Genomic DNA, 17,131 nt, shown 5'->3' on the forward strand with positions numbered 1-17,131 from the left:
GCCGAGCCTGGAGATACAGTTATCTATCGTCTCTCAGTCAAAAATCTCAGCAGCAGCCTACTGAAAAATATTGTCGTCACCGATACCTTACCTCTAGGTTTTACCTTTATACCTAAATCTGTGCGAGCAGAGTTGGGCAAATCTCCAGTGGCGATCGCATCCAGTCACGATGGTAGAACGATCTCTTTACGTGCAGAGGGAATAGAACTACCAGGTAGCGCCACTAACGAGCAAGTTCTGAGTATAGCTTATGCCGCAGTCCTCACGACTGACGCAGTTCGCGGTACGGGTGAAAACTTGGCAAACGTAACCGGACAGCGCACTGACAACAACCAAACAGTAAAAGATGGTCCCGCCGTTCACAGATTACGGATTAACCCAGGCATTTTGTCAGATTGCGGCACGCTGATCGGGCGAGTATTCGTAGATAAAAACTTTGATGGCGAACAGCAGCCAGGAGAACCAGGAGTTCCCAATGCGGTGATTTTCATGGATGACGGCAACCGTATTACTACCGATCTTCAAGGGCTATTTTCTGTTGCCAACGTCATTTCTGGTTATCGCACGGGAGTTTTAGATTTCAGTAGCGTACCTGGTTACGCCTTGGCTCCCAACCGTCGTTTTATCGAACGCAACAGTCAATCCCGCTTAGTGCATTTAGAACCTGGTGGAATGGCACGGATGAATTTTGCTGTGACTCCCATCGTGAAGGAGGCAAAACCTAAATGAAGTGGAGAACAAGATTTTTCAATGCCTTCCTAGTAATTACTACAGTGAATGCGATCGGTTTGTTGATTCTGCCTAAAACTGCTAGAACAGAACCACTGCCAACTCAAACAGAATTCAGCACTTACGTAGCAGCATTACCAATCGAACTGAGGCAAGTACAGCGATCGGTGACAGAAAAGCGCTGGCACGATTATATTGCGGCATTACTTGCCCAACCTGAGACATCTGTACCTGTAGAGAATACGCAGGATTTCGACACTTACGTAGCAGCATTACCGATTGAAGCCGTTGCAACGCCACCTTCAGAAACAGACCGTCAATTACACCAATTGCTAGTGGCGTTCCTCGCTACGCCTGAGACAGCCACAGTAGCTACGCCAGATTTCGGTAACGACATAGTTGCACTACCGATCGCCTTAAATGGAGAACAGACAGTCACGGATTTTCCCGAGGCTGAAGTTGCATTGCTCTCCCTCCCAGAGGCAGCGCCACCACCTACAACTGAAGCAGATACTAACACTCCATCCCAGAACATACCACCAGAAGAGATCGAACAAAATACTAATATTCCATCCCAGAACGTACCGCGATCGGAGGCTGAACAAAAGTATGCTAACTACCTAATTGCATTACGAGAACAAGGTCAACCCCCAAATTCGGAAAATACCGATTCTCAGACGACTTCCACTCCAACCTCAAACGATCTAAAATTTCTTTCGCCGCGATCGAATGAAGTCTTAGACGTGCCAGCGACTACGGTAACCGTGCAGTCTCCCGCAAATCTTCCCGTGGAACTGTCAGTCAATGGCGAATTAGTCGATACATCTTTAATTGGTGGCACGGAAACAAACAATACGGCGAATTCCGTGACGCAGACATGGTACGGCGTACCACTCCAGCAGGGAGAGAATACCCTCACAATTAAAATTAAGACTGGCGATCGCGCTGGAGAATCGACTGCAATTAAAGTATACGTGCGCGGTAATACGAAACAAATCACCGTCCAAACTCAAGAATCGCGAATTCCCGCCGATGGACGTTCGACAGCCACGATCCAAGGGCAGTTACTCGACGAGAAAGGCAATCGCGCCAATGAAGATGCGATCGTGACTCTTGACGCTAGTGCTGGGGAGTTTGTCGGTACGGATGCTAAGCCCGATCGCCAAGGGTTTCAAGTCCTGGCACGTAAAGGACAATACACAGCTGAGCTGCGATCGGGACTACAAGCTCAAACAGTCAGAGTTCGCGCTGAAGCTTTTCAGCTAGAAGCATATACCCAATTTCAATTTGAAACGAATCTGCGCTCTAGTCTAGTTACGGGTGTTGTTGACTTGCGTTTAGGTGCTAGAGGGACTGATTTTTACAAGAGTTTCCGCGACTTTTTGCCCCCCGATGAAGACAACCGTACCGAACTGAGTTTCCATACAGCAGTTTTTGCCACCGGTAGAATTGGCGAATGGTTGTTTACGGGAGCATATAACAGCGATCGCACCCTGAACCAAAATTGCGACGGCACTTCCGGTTTGTTTCGAGATTACCAAGTCTGCGATCGCAATTATCCCGTCTACGGCGATAGTTCTAAAGTTGAAGCTGTTACCCCTTCTCAAGATAGTTTGTATCTGCGCTTTGAGCGATCGGCATCCATTCCTGGAGCTGAGCCTGACTATGTGATGTGGGGTGACTACGATACAAAAGAGTTTGCTCGCTCGTCACAGGAATATACTGCGACTTCTCGTAACCTACACGGGTTCAAAGCAAATTACAATCTAGGTGATTTTCAACTCTCAGTATTTTACGGCGATAACGTTGAAGGGTTCCAGCGCGACACGATTCCGCCTGATGGTACGAGCGGTTATTATTTCCTCTCGCGACGCTTGCTCATACCTGGAAGTGAAAATATCTCGATTGAAGTCGAAGAACTCAATCGCCCAGGTACGGTGTTATCACGTCAACAATTCGTGCGAGGTACGGACTACGACATCGACTACGATCGCGGCACGTTGTTATTTCGCGAGCCAATTTTCCGTACGGATGTTAATGACAACGGACTAGTTTTGGTGCGGCGAATTGTTGCAACCTATCAATATGAAAGCCAGGAAAAGGACAATCGCATCTACGGTGGTAGAGTCCAGTACAACATCTCGCGACAACTGGAGAATGAAAGTTGGCTCGGTGCAACTTATCTAAAAGAAGAACGCGGCATTCGCGATTTTGAACTTTATGGTGCAGACGCGCAAATTGCGATAAGTGACAAAATATATTTAATTGCCGAATACGCTCACTCCCACAACGATTCAGAAATGATGGGACAAGTCAGCGGTTCGGCTTATCGGTTAGAGGCTGAGGGAGAGATCGCCCAAGGGATTCAAGGTCGAGCTTATTGGCGCTCTACCGATACAGGCTTTAGTAACAACGCTACAACTAGCTTTGTCCCAGGACAAACTCGTTATGGAGCGCAGGTTACAGGACAGGTTACGCCAAAAACTAATGTTCGGTTGCAGTACGACCATGAAGACAATCGCGGCATAGCACCTCAACCATTAGATAATTTTACCGATTTATTTTCACCCCGTTTGGAAGCGATCCCAGGTAGTAAGGTTGACAACTCGCTGACAACGATTACAGCTGGAGTACAGCAGCAGATTGGTAAAGCCGACTTGACATTGGATTGGGTGCATCGGCATCGAGAAGACCGGATCGAACCGAATGCTTTGAGCGGTACTTCAGACCAATTGCGATCGCGTCTCAAGTTACCTTTAACTGAAACTCTTACTTTTTTAGCCCAAAACGAACTGACCATTTCTAATGAAGAAGATGCCGTTTATCCAGACCGCACGATTGTAGGTTTAGATTGGAAAGTTGCACAAGATTTGAGTATTCGCTTATCGCAACAGTTTTATAGTGGCAGTCAGAATGATGGTAACTCGATTACCAGTCTCGATTTTATCGGCGAACGCAAATTTGGTACAGATACCACTTTCAATGGGCGTTACTCCATTTTAAATGGGGGTGACGGGATGACAACACAGGGTGCGATCGGGATAAAGCAAGGTTTTACCATTGCCCCAGGGTTAAAGCTGGATCTGGGATACGAGCATGTATTTGGTAATTTCTTCAATCGAACTGGAGCAGGTAAGCAGTTCGTGCAACCCTTTACCATAGGACAAAGTGCCTCTTCGATTGGAGTTGACTCAGGTGATAACTACCACATTGGTTTAGCATACACGCCTAACTCTGATTTCAAAGCTAGCGCTCGTTACGAGCATCGGAATTCTTCTGGTGGTTCTAATACAGTAATTTCCGCAGATATCACGGGGAAAATTTCGTTAGCGCTAACGGGTTTGGTGCGCTACCAACAGGCGAATGCCTCTAACCAAAGACTTTCGGGGTTGGGAGATACAGCTAATTTAAAGGTAGGTCTAGCATATCGCGACCCGAATAACGATAAATTTAATGCTTTGTTACGTTACGAATATCGCAAAAATCCCTCCACAATTCCCGACACGATTTTATTTGGCAGCGGGACGGGTTCTAAAGACCATACTTTTGCTCTAGAAACTATTTACGCTCCTAACTGGCGATGGGAACTTTATGGCAAGTATGCAATTCGTCACAGCACGTCTTATCTAGCTGAGGATTTAGTTAACTCTAGTACGATTAATCTCGGGCAATTACGGGCAACCTATCGCTTAAATGACAAAATCGATCTTGTAGGTGAAGCTCGTTGGATTAATCAACCTTCAGAAAATCACAGCGAGACGGGTTTTGTCGCTGAAGCAGGTTACTACCTGACACCAAATCTGCGGTTATCGGCAGGATATGCGTTTGGTCATGTGAATGATGACGATTTTAGCGGTTCTCGTTCTGCTGGTGGGGCTTATTTTGGCTTGACTGTGAAATTGAATGAATTATTTGATGGTTTTGGGTTGCAAAAGCCCGTACCTGCACCACCACAAAAATCTAAAGTTCAACCGATCGCCAAAAAACTCAAATCTCGCACTTCAACTGCAACCACTACACAACAGCAGCTACAAGAGCCGTCGAAGCTACAACAATTGCGCGATCGCCATCAAACGCGATCGCAAGAAACATCAGACCCCGATCCACCACAACTGACTGAACCATCACAAGAGATCGATCGGAAAGTCAGACCAGATGGAGGTACGAGATTGTGAAATTCTTCGGAGAATTAAGTGCGATCGCGTTAGCATCTCATGCTACACGTAAAGGCAAAAATTTGACGCTGAGAAAATTGCTTCTAGCTAAGGTTAGCAAGTATGTCGGTTCGGGTTTGAGTGTAGGTGCGATCGCCTTAGGGACAATTAGCCCCGCCGCAGCACAACAAGCCATTACTGGACTCAACACTATTAACCAAACAGCGACAGGTAGCAGTTACAGCACCACTACTACTAACCCCTGTACTCTCCCAGCTGCTTACCCTTGTGGTTCTAATGTCACCCTCACATTTGGAGTTTCTAATAATCTTAAGCTGACAGGATTTGTTGCTGGACAAAACTACTCCATACTGAAATTAGTTGACACGATTAAACTACAACGACGCGACAATACTAACGCCTCAGGCAATAAACAGGTTGTTTTCTTCGAGTACAACAATACTACCATCGAGAACTTAAAACCTAGTACAGCAACAATAATGGATGATATACTCCTCGACGAGATTATTAATCGAGGTGCGGACAATGTTTTTGCTAATCAGGGCAATGGGGTAGGTAACAACAATAATATTGAACGGATTGATTTCCTAATTTCCGGTGGACTATCAGTTCCTATTAACTCCAGCAGTAATGTTGGCTTCCTCATCTTAGATCGAGGGGGTAACGACTCATTCAGAATTGCTGCAATTACCTCTGTTGATGCTAGCGGCAATCCGAATGGATTCGGTTCGTTAGTCCGTGTTAACTCTAGTGTTACTCCTAATCCTTGGGGGCGGGTAGGACCATCCATCAATACTACTGTAATGCGAAGGGAGCAAACTGAGACGAATTTCAAACCTTCAGCTCAGACTACGAACCAAAATATTAGTGGAATTTACTTTTCACTCTCTAGTCTTGGCGTTAATGCTGGTGAAACGATCTATGGCTATGCCCTTTTTGCAGACGACATTGACTCAACCTACAATTTAGTTAACTATAATAGCTTCCCCACAACTACGAGTGAAGCGTCAACGGGGGGTGGTGGACTCGATTTGATGGCAGGGGGTGGTATTTTTACGCAAAATGGTCTTCAAAGCATTTCTGGCACTTTATACCGAGACAACAACAGCAATAAAATCCTCAACGTTGGCGAACCACCTATAGCAAACATTACCGTTAGGCTTTTAGATAGTACTGGCACAAATACTCTTGCTACTGCAATGACTAATGCTAGCGGTCAGTACTCTTTTGTTGGTGTTGCTAGTGGTGATTATATAGTTCAAGTCGATACTAGCGATCCTGACATTCCTGCTGGGTGGGCATTAGATACACCAAATAACTTAGCGGTTAATGTTGCTAGCAGCCCAGTTATAGAAAAAGACTTTGGGTTTGAACTCACGCCAGCTCTTACCATTACCAAAACGACCAGTACACCCGTCGTTGCCGCAGGCAGCACTGCAACATACACTATTACCGTTTCTAATGCCACAGGGAGGGCAACAGCTTCCAATGTCAACATCTCTGACACCCTGCCTAGTGGCTTTACTTATGCCTCAACAGGTACAGTAACATTGAGTGGGGGTGCTGTCCGTGCCTCGACTACAAATCCGACAACAGGAGCAACAAACCCTAGTTGGGGTAGCTTCACCATTCCTGCTGGCGGAAGTGTATCTATCACCTTTACGGTTAGCTTTGGCTTAGGTGTAATCGCCGGAACGTATCAGAACCCAGCTACAGCAAACTACACTAACCCTTCAGGAGCTAGCGGTAGTAGCAGCTATAACTCAGCTTCTAGCACGGGTGAAGATGTGACTGTCGCCGCAGTTGTCGGGCAATCCTTTGTCTGCGATGGCAGATTTTATCAAGTTCGCGTTGTCGGTAGTGGTTTGTCAGCACATTCCGAGCTTTATAGAATCGATCGCATTCCCGACCCTTATCAACACACGCTGCTATTAAATCCTACACCAGCCGTCAAATTGAACGCTTTGGGTCATAACTCAGTTGACGGCTACTTGTATGCGATCGAGTATGGAACTGCTGGAACTAACAAGCTCTATCGTTTGACTCAAAGCAATGCTTCTTTTATTGGAAATGTTAGCAATCTGCCTGTAGGTCCCTACTCTGCGGGTGCTTTTGATGCAGCAGGAAATTATTATGTCGTCCCAGACAACGACAACACCAAGATTTACCGAGTTGATGTCAACGCCAAAACTGCTACTGCGATTAACTTATCAGTACCAATGAGTGTTGGTGACATTGCTTTCAATCCTGTAGATGGCAAGATGTATGGGGTGTTGTCTGGTAATCTTTACCAAATTACGATCGGCGGTAGCTCGGCTAACGTGTCTGTAGTTGGCTCTACTGGAATTCCCTCAGAAACACCGATTGGCAGCGTCTTTTTTGATGCCTCCGGTACGTTCTACGGTTACAGCAGCTTCGGCTACTTCTACCAAATCGATCTCACAAATGGTACTGCTACTGATATTAGCAACACTGTGTCGGCTTCGCAGAGTGATGGAAGTAGTTGCCCGTTCACCCCGCAAAGACTTGACGTAGTGAAGTCGGCTGGTACAGTGACAGCAGTTAACAATACCACTTTTGACGTGCCATATACGATCGCAGTTAAGAATACGGGTACTGAAGCTGCATCCAAGGTGCAAATTACTGAAAATTTGAATCTAACTTTCAATACGGGTAATCCCACAATTGCGATCCAAACTGCTCCTACACTAGGAGCAGGTTCAGGTACTCTCACTCTCAACCCCAGTTTCAACGGTACGAATGGTTTCAAATTACTGGCTGGGACAGACACGCTAGCACCAGGACAAGAGCGTACGATCGCTTTTACTGTACGACTCACCTATCCCAACACCGCTTCTGTTCCAAGCAACACGGTACAGGAAAATACTGCGTATGCTAGCAGTATTTCTGCTAATGTGGCTAACCCTGGCTTTACCTTTGCAGGTATCAACAGTGACGTTCCCATTCCGCCACCAGACTTACTGACGAGCGATTTATCAACTGACTCCCCAACTCTACCCATTACACCTCACGGCGATACGCCAACTCCAACACCGATTACGTTGCCATTTATCAGCAATCCTAGCGTGCTGTTGGTCAAGCGGATCACTAAAATTAACGATGACACAACGAGTTTGAATGGTGACGATCTATCCAGCTATTTCGACGATCTGAACAATCCTTACGATGATAACGATATTACTTTGGCTAACCCAGTTCCACCCGAACAGCCCGATACTGATAAGTGGCTCGATGCTGATAATAACGGTAAGCCCGATGATTTCCTCATCGGTGGTATTGATGGTGGTCAGGTTAAACCAGGTGATGAAATTGAGTACACTGTCTACTACCTGTCAGCTGGTAATAATACGGCTCAAAACGTTTTGTTTTGCGATCGCATTCCTACTAATACAAATTTTGTCCCTAATACCTTCAACAGCGAACCAGCTCAAGCTAACGGCGGTTTTCAAGGAATAGATAGAGGTATTCTCTGGCAATATAACGGGGCCACTGAATCATTAACAAATATCAGTGACGGAGATGCCGCAACGTATTTTCCCCCGGGAGTTGAGCCGACTAGTGTTTACCCTAATATTAATTGTCAGGGTAGCAATACCAATGGGGCGATCGTAGTGAATTTAGGCAATTTACTCAATGCGACTGCGCCTGGAATTCCTACAAATGCCTATGGATTTGTGCGGTTTAGGGCTAAACTCAACTAGCCCGATCTTCACCCAGTCGTATATCAGTTAACAGTTAACAGTTATCAGTGACTAGTGACTGGTGGCTAGTGAAGAAAGGGTGTGGAGTGTAGGGAAATTTTGAATGCGTGAATGCGTGAATGCGTGAATGCGTGAATGCGTGAATTTTGAGTTGCTCCCTCAGCTCCCGACTCCCTGCTCCCTACTGTAGTTTTTCCCTAATAGCTAATTGCCTGTTAAATCTGGGAAGACTAAATACAGATTCCATAAGCCGATCCCCAGATATGAGTTACTGCTTGAATCCAGACTGCCAGAACCCCCAAAACTTAGATGGGAGAAAGTATTGTCTCGTCTGTGGCTCCAAGTTGCTGCTCAAAGACCAATATCAAGCAATTAAACCAATCGGCAATGGTGGCTTTGGACGCACCTTCTTGGCAGAAGATGCCAATCGTCTCAATGCCCTTTGCGTGATCAAGCAGTTTTTTCCTCTGCCCCACATTCAAGGCAATATTGAGGCAATGGCAAAAGCCACCCTGTTGTTCAAGCAAGAAGCCAGACAGTTATTAGAACTAGGGGAGAAACATCCCCAAATTCCGACTTTATTCGGTTATTTTGAACAAGAACAACGCTTGTATCTGGTACAACAACATATTGACGGGCAAGATTTAGAAAAAGAATTAGAACAACAAGGATCGTTTAACGAAGAACAAATTCGGGCGCTGATGAATAGTTTACTGCCCGTACTGCAATTTATTCACCATTGCGACGTGATTCATCGAGATATTAAACCGACAAATATTCTACGTCAAAAAGTTGATAACAAATTCGTCTTAATCGATTTTGGCGTAGCAAAACAGCTTGCTGGGACGAGTATCTCTGCTGCTAGTACCAAACCTGGAACGGAAGGATATGCCCCCATCGAACAACTGCGCGGTGGGAGGGCATTCCCCGCCAGCGATATTTACAGCTTGGGTGTCACCTGCATTCGCCTGATGACAAATGCAGAACTCGATGAAATTTACAATCCTTTAGAAGGAAACTGGATGTGGCGACCCTATTTGCAGCAAAGGGGTATTGATGTCTCAGATCGATTAAGTGACATTCTCGATCGAATGCTGCAAGAATACGTCCAGCGTCGCTATCAATCGGCAGAAGAGGTACTCAAAGACCTCAGCGAACCAATTGTCGCACCAACAGCCACAGCACCAGCGATCGCAGCACCAGCCGCCACAGCGCCGCCGCCACCGCCACCACCACCGCCACCACCACCACCACTAGTAGAAATTAAACATTGGCAGTGCGTGCATACCCTAACCGGACATTCGGGACAGATTAGAGCAGTTGCCATTAGCCCAGACGGACAGTTAGTTGCCAGCGGCAGTGCGGACAAAACGATTAACATCTGGGAGTTGGATAGCGGCAGTTTAGTTTACTGTCTCAGAGACCATAGCAACTGGGTGCGGGGATTGACTTTTAGTCCTGACGGTAAATCTCTCGTCAGTTGCAGTGCCGATAAAACTGTCAAGATCTGGAACGTTAATAGCGGCAAACTGATTCAAACTCTAGCCGGACACGCGAATGGAGTCAGCGCGATCGCGACGAGTCGTGATGGTAAGGTAATTTTTAGCGGTAGTGACGATGGCACGGTGAAGTTGTGGGATTTATATACAGGTAATCTCATGTACACCTTGACAGGACACTCCGGTTATGTATTGTCAGTTGCCAATAGTCCAGATGGCAAAGTTTTAGCTGGAGGTTGCGGCGAAGTTATTCGTTTGTGGGACTTATACAAAGAAAAATGGATTGGCGATCTGACGGGACATTCTGGATGGGTGCGATCGATTGTCTTTAGTAAAGATGGACGCACCATCGTCTCTGGTAGCGAAGACGGCACGATTAAGATGTGGCATGATAGCAAGCTAACTCATACGCTAGAAGGTCATACTAGCCGTGTCAGCGGTGTTGCTTTAAGTCCGTTGGGGAAAATTATTGTCAGTGGTAGTGGTGATAAAACGCTCAAAGTTTGGCAATCTGAAAATGGTAAATTTGTCAAAACTATCGGCAGCCATGATGATGCCATTTGGTCGATTGCTCTCAGTCCTGACGAACAAGCGATCGCTTCTGGTAGTGCTGACAGTACTGTAAAAATTTGGCAATGTCACTAAACTAGGAGTGAGGAGCAAGGAATGAGGGGCGAGGGAAAGAGAGTGGTGAGTGAAATACTTCCGACTTCCGACTTCTCCCTTGTCTCCTCCCTCACTCCTCACTCCTCACTCCTCACTCCATCTATGCCCAAAAAGCAAAAATTCCCCTATCTCGTTGGTTCCAAATGGACTTCCCAGCAAAAAATGTTCGGCTGGAGGCACTTTCAAGTGGTCAATCGCAAAAATCAAGGCAAGTGGGTGTTTGCGGAAATGGTCGCCGCCTGCGATCCCGAGGCACGATTTTGGATCAATGCAAATTCGCTCAAAGACCGTTCTCAGTGGCTGGCTGGCTGGCAATCTCTACAAGAGATGGCAGAATTAGAAACTGCCGACGTGTAGAGGGTTTCCCCAAAATTTGGACGATGTGATTCGCTATACTCCAAAATGAGAGTAGAAGCATTCTTAGCCACTTGTTGGAATCCTGTTTATGACATCCTATGCAACCTCCTCGGCTAAAGCCGAAATGAGCGAATTGCGGCGACTCAAGGGTATACTGCCCCCAGAACTGCAAAGTTGGGTAACTGTCGAGGGAACGACGGAAGTTAACCCACCCCTGATTCGGAGTGAAGAAATTGGCAGCGATCAGGTGGAAATTCAAATCGACTTGATTAAGTGGGATGCGCTGGCGATCGATCAACGAAACTTGCTGTTTTGGCACGAAGTAGCGCGAATTCAAAATGACACCATTCCCAAAGATGGTTGGGAAATGGCAGCGCTAGCGATTGGTTTGGGTGGCGCGGTCGGCGAACTTTGGGTACAGGATGGTTTGTTATTGTTGCTAGCAGTGGCGCTGTGCGGCGTGTCGGGATATCGGCTATATCAGAAGAATAATGGCGAAAAGCAGGTTAAAGAGGCAATAGAGGCAGACGAAAAGGCGATCGCCTTGGCAACTCGTTTCGGTTATACTCTACCCAACGCCTACAAAAGTCTCGGCAGTGCTTTAAAAACTTTAATCGAGCAAGCACCAGGCAAGCGACAAAAAGCGAAATATGAAGGTCGCTTGCAGGCACTCAAGCGTAGCGCTAACAAGGCAAAAGCCAAAACGAAAGCTGCACCAGATGAGATGATGTAACGATCGCAATGTAATGATAGGGACGCAAATTTTCGCGTCTTTATAGCTGGTTGAGCATTTTGTGAGTTTGGGGAATAACGCGGACTCGTTTGAGTTCTCGTTTCATGAACGCTTGCCAATGCAATACTTGTGCTGGAGTGGGTGCTTGGATTGGAACGTCTCCGAACTGCTGGGATGGTGTGAGTGGGGTAGCGGGTTGTAGAAATACAGGAATTTCTGGATTGACAGATGCAACTAGTTTCGCTGCCCTGGCTATATCTCCGAGATCGGATTGACTGGAGACGATCGCTTTGATAAATACCTCTATCCCTGCTTGGTAACAGGTTTGCAAAAATTCTGCGTGTTCGTTCCAGCGATCTTCGCCACTGACGCTGGGTAGTTTGATATCCATGCCCACCGAGTCAAGGTAAGGTAGGATGAGTTGCAGTTGTTGCGGACGATGACCTCCCGTTTCGAGATAGATGGGTAGTCCAGTTGCACGACGTACCAGAGGTAGGAATTCTACTAGGAAAGGTGCGTGTAGTAATGGTTCACCTCCTGTGAAGCTGATGCTATCGTGTAAGCCTGGGGAGTTTTGCCGTTCTATCCAAGTTAATAGAGTATTGAGCTGTACGGGGTTAGGGTGGGTTTCAAAGTCTCGCAGTCCAGGCGATCTCTCGACGCGACAAGTTGATGGTACGCTCCAAGTATGGGCGCTATCGCAAAAATGGCAGCGTAGATCGCATAGCGCGAACCGGATGAAGATTTGGCGCGTGCCGACGTTTAATCCTTCGCCTTGAATGGCGGAGAAGATTTCGATGAGACGGGCGGTTGTCATGGGTCAGAATGGGGCGATCGGGTGGAAGTTAAAGTTTAGATAGGGTCGCATAGACGCGCAGCGGCTTCTCGTAGAGTAGGCGCAAAGGCGCAAAGATACAAAGATTATGTTTTCCCCTCGCTCCTCGCTCCTCGCTCCTATTACTAGGCTTCGCTACAATGAGATTGGGAATTGAGTCGAGATTAACTCTCTTATTGTGCTAAATCTCAACCATAGCTCGGAGTACATCACGGTCAAGCGCGAACGGGTTTTAAGCTGGCTGTCAGAACACGTACCGCAGTCCCGCATCGACCATATTCTTAGGGTAGAGCAGATGGCGGTGGAGTTGGCTGAGCATCACCGTCAAAATGTGGAGAAGGCGGCGCAGGCTGGGTTCATGCACGACTTGGCAAAATATTTTAAGCCCGCTAAGCTGCTGGAAATGGCGCGCGCTGAGGGGTTAGAGATCGATCCCGTGATGGAATTGCATCCTCATTTGTTACATGCCGATGTCAGCGCGATCGTTGCTAGAGATACTTTTGGGGTGCAAGATGAAGAAGTATTGCAGGCGATCGCCAATCATACTTTGGGCAGACCAGAAATGACGGAATTGAGCTGTATCGTGTTTTTAGCGGATAGCATTGAGCCAGGTAGAGGCGATACCCCTGAGTTACAAGCTTTACGACAGATGAGTTATCAAAATTTACCTCAAGCTGTTTGGCGTACCTGCGATTATTCTTTAAAATTTTTAATAGAGACTCATTGTTTAATTCATCCACGCACGATCGCCACCCGAAATTGGTTTCTTAACTGGGTAAAAAGCAAGCACCACTCTCCGCACATGCTTAAATGAAGAAATAGTTTCGCTCTGTATGAAGTTGTACATTTGACAATTATTATGAGCCTAGTTGCTCTTTTGTTTTAGATAATTGATTTGTAAAACATAGCTCAAAAAATGAGGTTTAATGTCTGAATATACCCAAGCAAATTCAATCTCTCAGTCCGCTTTTCTGAACTCTAGTAAAGTCAGTGCTACTCATGCCGATGAGAGTCGGGAATTAGCCTTGGCAATTGCGGAGGCTGCTGCCGATCGCAAAGCAGGCGATATTGTCCTGTTGCATGTCGCTGATGTTTCTTACTTAGCCGATTACTTCGCGATCGTCACTGGATATTCTAGGGTACAGGTAAGGGCGATCGCAGATGCAATTGAGGATAAAGTTGTCAAAGAATGGCACAGAAAGCTACTGCGGACGGAAGGCAAGAATGAAGGAACTTGGGTGTTACAAGACTATGGCGATGTCTTGGTTCATATTATGATGCCCAGCGAACGAGAGTTTTATAATTTAGAAGCATTCTGGGGTCATGCCGAACGGATCGATTTTCCAACCGCCAGTGGCGATGGGAGAACAACAAAATGATGGAATCACCTGTTTCTGTCTGTCCAGTTCCTGACGAACAACAACCGCTCAACGAGTACGAACAGCTCAAATCATCCGGTTTTTTTCGGACTGCCACTTTAGAATTACGGCAGTATGTTGGCAAACTAATGTGGGTTTGGGGTTGGTCGTGGATAGTGGCGGGACCGATTGCCGCTGCTAGTTTTCCACCCATCAAACACGCAACGCAATTCTTGCTATGCGGCATGCTCGGTGCGAGCCTGGGGGTAATCTTAGCAGTTGCCCGTATGTACCTCGGTTGGTCTTACGTGCGCGATCGCCTGATGAATCAGACGATCTTTTATGAGGAAACAGGTTGGTACGACGGTCAAAACTGGACAAAACCACTAGAAATTCTGACCCGCGATCGGCTCATTGTCAGCTACCAAGTTAAACCAATCCTGCAAAGACTCCGCCGCACTTTTGCGTGGCTGGGTTTCTTTCTGCTGTCTGGGGGCTTAATCTGGTATTTTTTATAAATCGGTAATGGGTAATAGGTAATAGGTAATTGTTAATGGATAATGGTCGATCGCAGCAAACAATTAACGATTAACTATCAACAGCAAACAACTACCAACTGCCAACCACCAATTATCAAATTACCAAAAAGGTGATACATTCTAACCCATGACAAGGGGAAAAAGAACTCAAGCCGCAGAACTGGAAGTCCGGTTGCTGCGGGAAGGAATCGTCGAATCGATCCATCACGTCCAAGCAGTTGTATGTGACAACCGAGGACGGGTGTTATCTGTGGCTGGCAATGCGGAAACAGCAACTTTCGTGCGTTCTGCTCTCAAGCCATTTCAAGCACTAGGCGTGACAACAACAGGCACTTTAGAACGCTACGATCTCACAGATAGAGATTTAGCGATTATTTGTAGTTCGCATAAAGCCGCGATCGCCCAAGTGCGACAAGTCTTTAATATTCTTTGGCGAGCAGATATCGATCCCTCGGCATTGCAATGTCCCACGCCTGCGGGTAAGCGCAGCCCCCTAGAATACAATTGTTCTGGCAAACATGCGGGAATGTTAGCCGTGTGTCAGCAACGGCGTTGGGCGCTCAATAGCTATCTCCAACGCAACCATCCCGTACAGCAGTTAATTCTAACTAAAGTAGCTGAAATGCTGCGGATGCCTGCTGAGGAATTTATCTGCGCTCACGATGATTGTGGTGCGCCTACCTATTTCATGCAGTTGGGACAAATGGCAGCTTTATACGCTCAGCTGGCTTCTGGTAGCAGTTTGGATCTGGAACGGATCGTGCGTGCTATGACCTATCATCCCACCTTGATTGCAGGGGAAGGAGAATTCGACACGGAAATTATGCGTCTGACGCAAGGGGAACTCGTTAGTAAGGCGGGTGCAGAAGGCGTGCAGTGTATTGGTAGAGTCGGCGAGGGAATGGGGTTGGCAATTAAGGCGATCGACGGTTCTAAACGCGCTAAACACGCTGTGGCGATTCACTTGCTCAAGCAAATGGGGTGGATCAGTCCCTCAGCCGCAGAAACCCTAGCTGAAAGTTTTATGGAGTTTGGTAAATTCAAGCGTTTAGAGGTTTTAGGAGAATTGTCGCTGTTATAGTTGCAAATTTCTAAAACTTATGGTTATACTAGAAAAGTTGACGCGGGATAGAGCAGCCTGGTAGCTCGTCGGGCTCAACAAGCAAGATTAATTAAGTGCTTAATAGTTAATCTTGTTATGGGCGGTACGTGAAGAAATTTGCGTGCGTTTACCTGTCAAATTCGGGGAAGCCAATAGCGCGGTAATCCCGAACCAAGCTCTTGAAAGAGAGAAGGTGTAGAGACTGGAAGGCAGGCATCCTAACGTCAAGTCGAGGATGAAGGGACAGTCCAGACCACAAACTAGTTAACTTAAAAATAGTTAACTCAGGCAGCGAAAGCTGTAGATGGTAAGCATAACCCGAAGGTCAGTGGTTCAAATCCACTTCCCGCCACCAAATCAAAAGATAAAACCCTGCACTGTAAAAGGTTGTAGGGTTTTATTTTATGCTGTTTGAGCAGCTAGAAATTATTCAAATGGATACTAAATTAAAAGGAGATATAGCAGAACAAGCAGCAGTTTTTCATGCTGTAAAACGAGGCTGGGGAGTTCTAAAACCTATTGGCGATCGGTTGCCATACGATCTAGTGTTTGATGTGGGTGGAGTTCTGGTCAAAATTCAAGTTAAGTACGCCTGGTTTGACTCTCCTTCAGGTAATTACGTTGTAGATAATCGTTGGACAAAGACCAATCGGCGACTGATGGTTAGAGAAGCTTACAAACAATCGGACTTTGATTTTGCTCTAGTCTATATAGAAAACCTCGATCTGTTCTATGTATTTCCAGTAGATGTATTTATTGGATATGGCAGCGAAATTCATTTAGTCGAAGCTGATAAGCGACAGAGAAAACCTCGTTCTGCAAATTATCGCGATGCTTGGAATTTAATTTTGCAAAAAGTTTTGAACTGTAAAACCGATACGCAATCTCCTACGTCAGATGAGCAAGCTGTTGTTAGTGAGATCGCCCCATTCAGAGTTCCCGCGAATGGGATTTCTATATAGACTTTCTGCTTGCTACTTCACATTGGACTAGCAATTTCAATCAAAATCCCATCTAAATCGCGGACATATGCTACCGTTTGTCCCCAAGGTTTAACTTTGGGTTCTACAACAACTACAGCACCAGCATTCATCGCATTTGCAAAAGCTGCTGATACATCTTCTGTCACAAAACCAACCTCAATCCCAGCAGGTGGATTTGATATACTGTTCTCTTGAAATCCTTGGGGAAGATTCGATCGCGCTAGTTCGTTAGAAGCAAAAGCAAGTGTCGTTCCCCCCGTTTCCATTTCAGCATATTGTCCGCCTTCATGCATAAATCGTTTCTTTAAGCTGAAGGCACGTTCGTAAAATGCAACGGCTTGAGAAACGTCCTTGACATAGAGAATCGTGTAGGAGAATTTCAATACTTTATACTCCTCACTTCAAGAATGACTGAGGCAAGACTAGTACATCT

12 protein-coding genes and 1 pseudogene are annotated in these 17,131 nt (G+C 46.3%); 11 read left to right on the forward strand and 2 right to left on the reverse strand.

Annotated elements, in window-relative coordinates:
* From ACRC32_RS00100 to ACRC32_RS00125, 6 genes and pseudogenes are all read left to right on the forward strand, one after another.
* Positions 1-729 (forward strand): annotated as a pseudogene (locus tag ACRC32_RS00100) (hypothetical protein); the annotation flags it as partial.
* Entirely contained in the window at positions 726-4,904 is a 4,179-nt protein-coding gene (locus tag ACRC32_RS00105; RefSeq protein WP_438552079.1) for a TonB-dependent receptor, read from the forward strand. The pseudogene ACRC32_RS00100 and the gene ACRC32_RS00105, both read left to right, overlap by 4 nt.
* The gene (locus tag ACRC32_RS00110) at positions 4,901-8,626 is read left to right on the forward strand and encodes a DUF6923 family protein (protein WP_438552080.1); all 3,726 of its coding nucleotides are present in this window, start codon (positions 4,901-4,903) and stop codon (positions 8,624-8,626) included. Before ACRC32_RS00105 ends, ACRC32_RS00110 begins: the two co-directional genes overlap by 4 nt.
* A 263-nt stretch (positions 8,627-8,889) precedes the next feature.
* A complete protein-coding gene (locus ACRC32_RS00115) occupies positions 8,890-10,770 on the forward strand; it encodes a protein kinase domain-containing protein (RefSeq protein WP_438552081.1) in 1,881 nt (626 codons plus the stop codon).
* A gap of 123 nt (positions 10,771-10,893) precedes the next feature.
* Positions 10,894-11,148, forward strand: coding sequence for a TIGR02450 family Trp-rich protein (locus ACRC32_RS00120; protein ID WP_039717320.1), 255 nt, complete (start codon positions 10,894-10,896; stop codon positions 11,146-11,148).
* A gap of 88 nt (positions 11,149-11,236) precedes the next feature.
* Positions 11,237-11,881, forward strand: coding sequence for a DUF3318 domain-containing protein (locus ACRC32_RS00125; RefSeq protein ID WP_410500295.1), 645 nt, complete (start codon positions 11,237-11,239; stop codon positions 11,879-11,881).
* Between the two features lie 40 nt (positions 11,882-11,921).
* On the opposite strand, the gene ACRC32_RS00130 is transcribed toward ACRC32_RS00125, so the two are convergent.
* A complete protein-coding gene (locus ACRC32_RS00130; RefSeq protein ID WP_438552082.1) occupies positions 11,922-12,698 on the reverse strand; it encodes a 7-carboxy-7-deazaguanine synthase QueE in 777 nt (258 codons plus the stop codon).
* Positions 12,699-12,894: 196 nt separating this feature from the next.
* Here ACRC32_RS00130 and yqeK point away from each other — a divergent pair, with 196 nt between their 5' ends.
* The 5 genes from yqeK (at position 12,895) to ACRC32_RS00155 (ending at position 16,677) form a co-directional block, all read left to right on the forward strand.
* Positions 12,895-13,530, forward strand: a complete 636-nt coding sequence (yqeK, locus tag ACRC32_RS00135; protein ID WP_438552083.1) for a bis(5'-nucleosyl)-tetraphosphatase (symmetrical) YqeK — start codon at positions 12,895-12,897, stop codon at positions 13,528-13,530.
* 112 nt (positions 13,531-13,642) lie between these two features.
* The gene (rsfS, locus tag ACRC32_RS00140; protein ID WP_015152484.1) at positions 13,643-14,095 is read left to right on the forward strand and encodes a ribosome silencing factor; all 453 of its coding nucleotides are present in this window, start codon (positions 13,643-13,645) and stop codon (positions 14,093-14,095) included.
* Entirely contained in the window at positions 14,092-14,592 is a 501-nt protein-coding gene (locus ACRC32_RS00145; protein WP_438552084.1) for a CGLD27 family protein, read from the forward strand. The genes rsfS and ACRC32_RS00145 overlap by 4 nt, the downstream gene beginning before the upstream one ends.
* 148 nt (positions 14,593-14,740) lie before the next feature.
* A complete protein-coding gene (locus ACRC32_RS00150) occupies positions 14,741-15,694 on the forward strand; it encodes an asparaginase (protein ID WP_438552085.1) in 954 nt (317 codons plus the stop codon).
* 425 nt (positions 15,695-16,119) lie between these two features.
* The gene (locus ACRC32_RS00155) at positions 16,120-16,677 is read left to right on the forward strand and encodes a group I intron-associated PD-(D/E)XK endonuclease (RefSeq protein ID WP_438552086.1); all 558 of its coding nucleotides are present in this window, start codon (positions 16,120-16,122) and stop codon (positions 16,675-16,677) included.
* 17 nt (positions 16,678-16,694) lie between these two features.
* Here the strand turns inward: ACRC32_RS00155 and ACRC32_RS00160 are convergent, their stop codons facing one another.
* Complete coding sequence (locus ACRC32_RS00160; protein WP_438552087.1) at positions 16,695-17,081, reverse strand: VOC family protein; 387 nt, start codon at positions 17,079-17,081, stop codon at positions 16,695-16,697.
* Between the last annotated feature and the right edge of the window lie 50 nt (positions 17,082-17,131).

This window comes from Chroococcidiopsis sp. (assembly GCF_051657925.1).
In the GTDB taxonomy this organism is placed as follows: Bacteria; Cyanobacteriota; Cyanobacteriia; order Cyanobacteriales; family Chroococcidiopsidaceae; genus Chroococcidiopsis.

What these genes read in the sequence shown, in the direction of transcription:
- ACRC32_RS00105 (WP_438552079.1), top strand. Translation starts at nt 726, where the DNA reads ATGAAGTGGAGAACAAGATTTTTCAATGCCTTCCTAGTAATTACTACA.
- ACRC32_RS00115 (WP_438552081.1), top strand. Translation starts at nt 8,890, where the DNA reads ATGAGTTACTGCTTGAATCCAGACTGCCAGAACCCCCAAAACTTAGAT.
- ACRC32_RS00120 (WP_039717320.1), top strand. Translation starts at nt 10,894, where the DNA reads ATGCCCAAAAAGCAAAAATTCCCCTATCTCGTTGGTTCCAAATGGACT.
- ACRC32_RS00125 (WP_410500295.1), top strand. Translation starts at nt 11,237, where the DNA reads ATGACATCCTATGCAACCTCCTCGGCTAAAGCCGAAATGAGCGAATTG.
- ACRC32_RS00130 (WP_438552082.1), bottom strand. Translation starts at nt 12,698, where the DNA reads ATGACAACCGCCCGTCTCATCGAAATCTTCTCCGCCATTCAAGGCGAA.
- rsfS (WP_015152484.1), top strand. Translation starts at nt 13,643, where the DNA reads ATGTCTGAATATACCCAAGCAAATTCAATCTCTCAGTCCGCTTTTCTG.
- ACRC32_RS00145 (WP_438552084.1), top strand. Translation starts at nt 14,092, where the DNA reads ATGATGGAATCACCTGTTTCTGTCTGTCCAGTTCCTGACGAACAACAA.
- ACRC32_RS00150 (WP_438552085.1), top strand. Translation starts at nt 14,741, where the DNA reads ATGACAAGGGGAAAAAGAACTCAAGCCGCAGAACTGGAAGTCCGGTTG.
- ACRC32_RS00155 (WP_438552086.1), top strand. Translation starts at nt 16,120, where the DNA reads ATGCTGTTTGAGCAGCTAGAAATTATTCAAATGGATACTAAATTAAAA.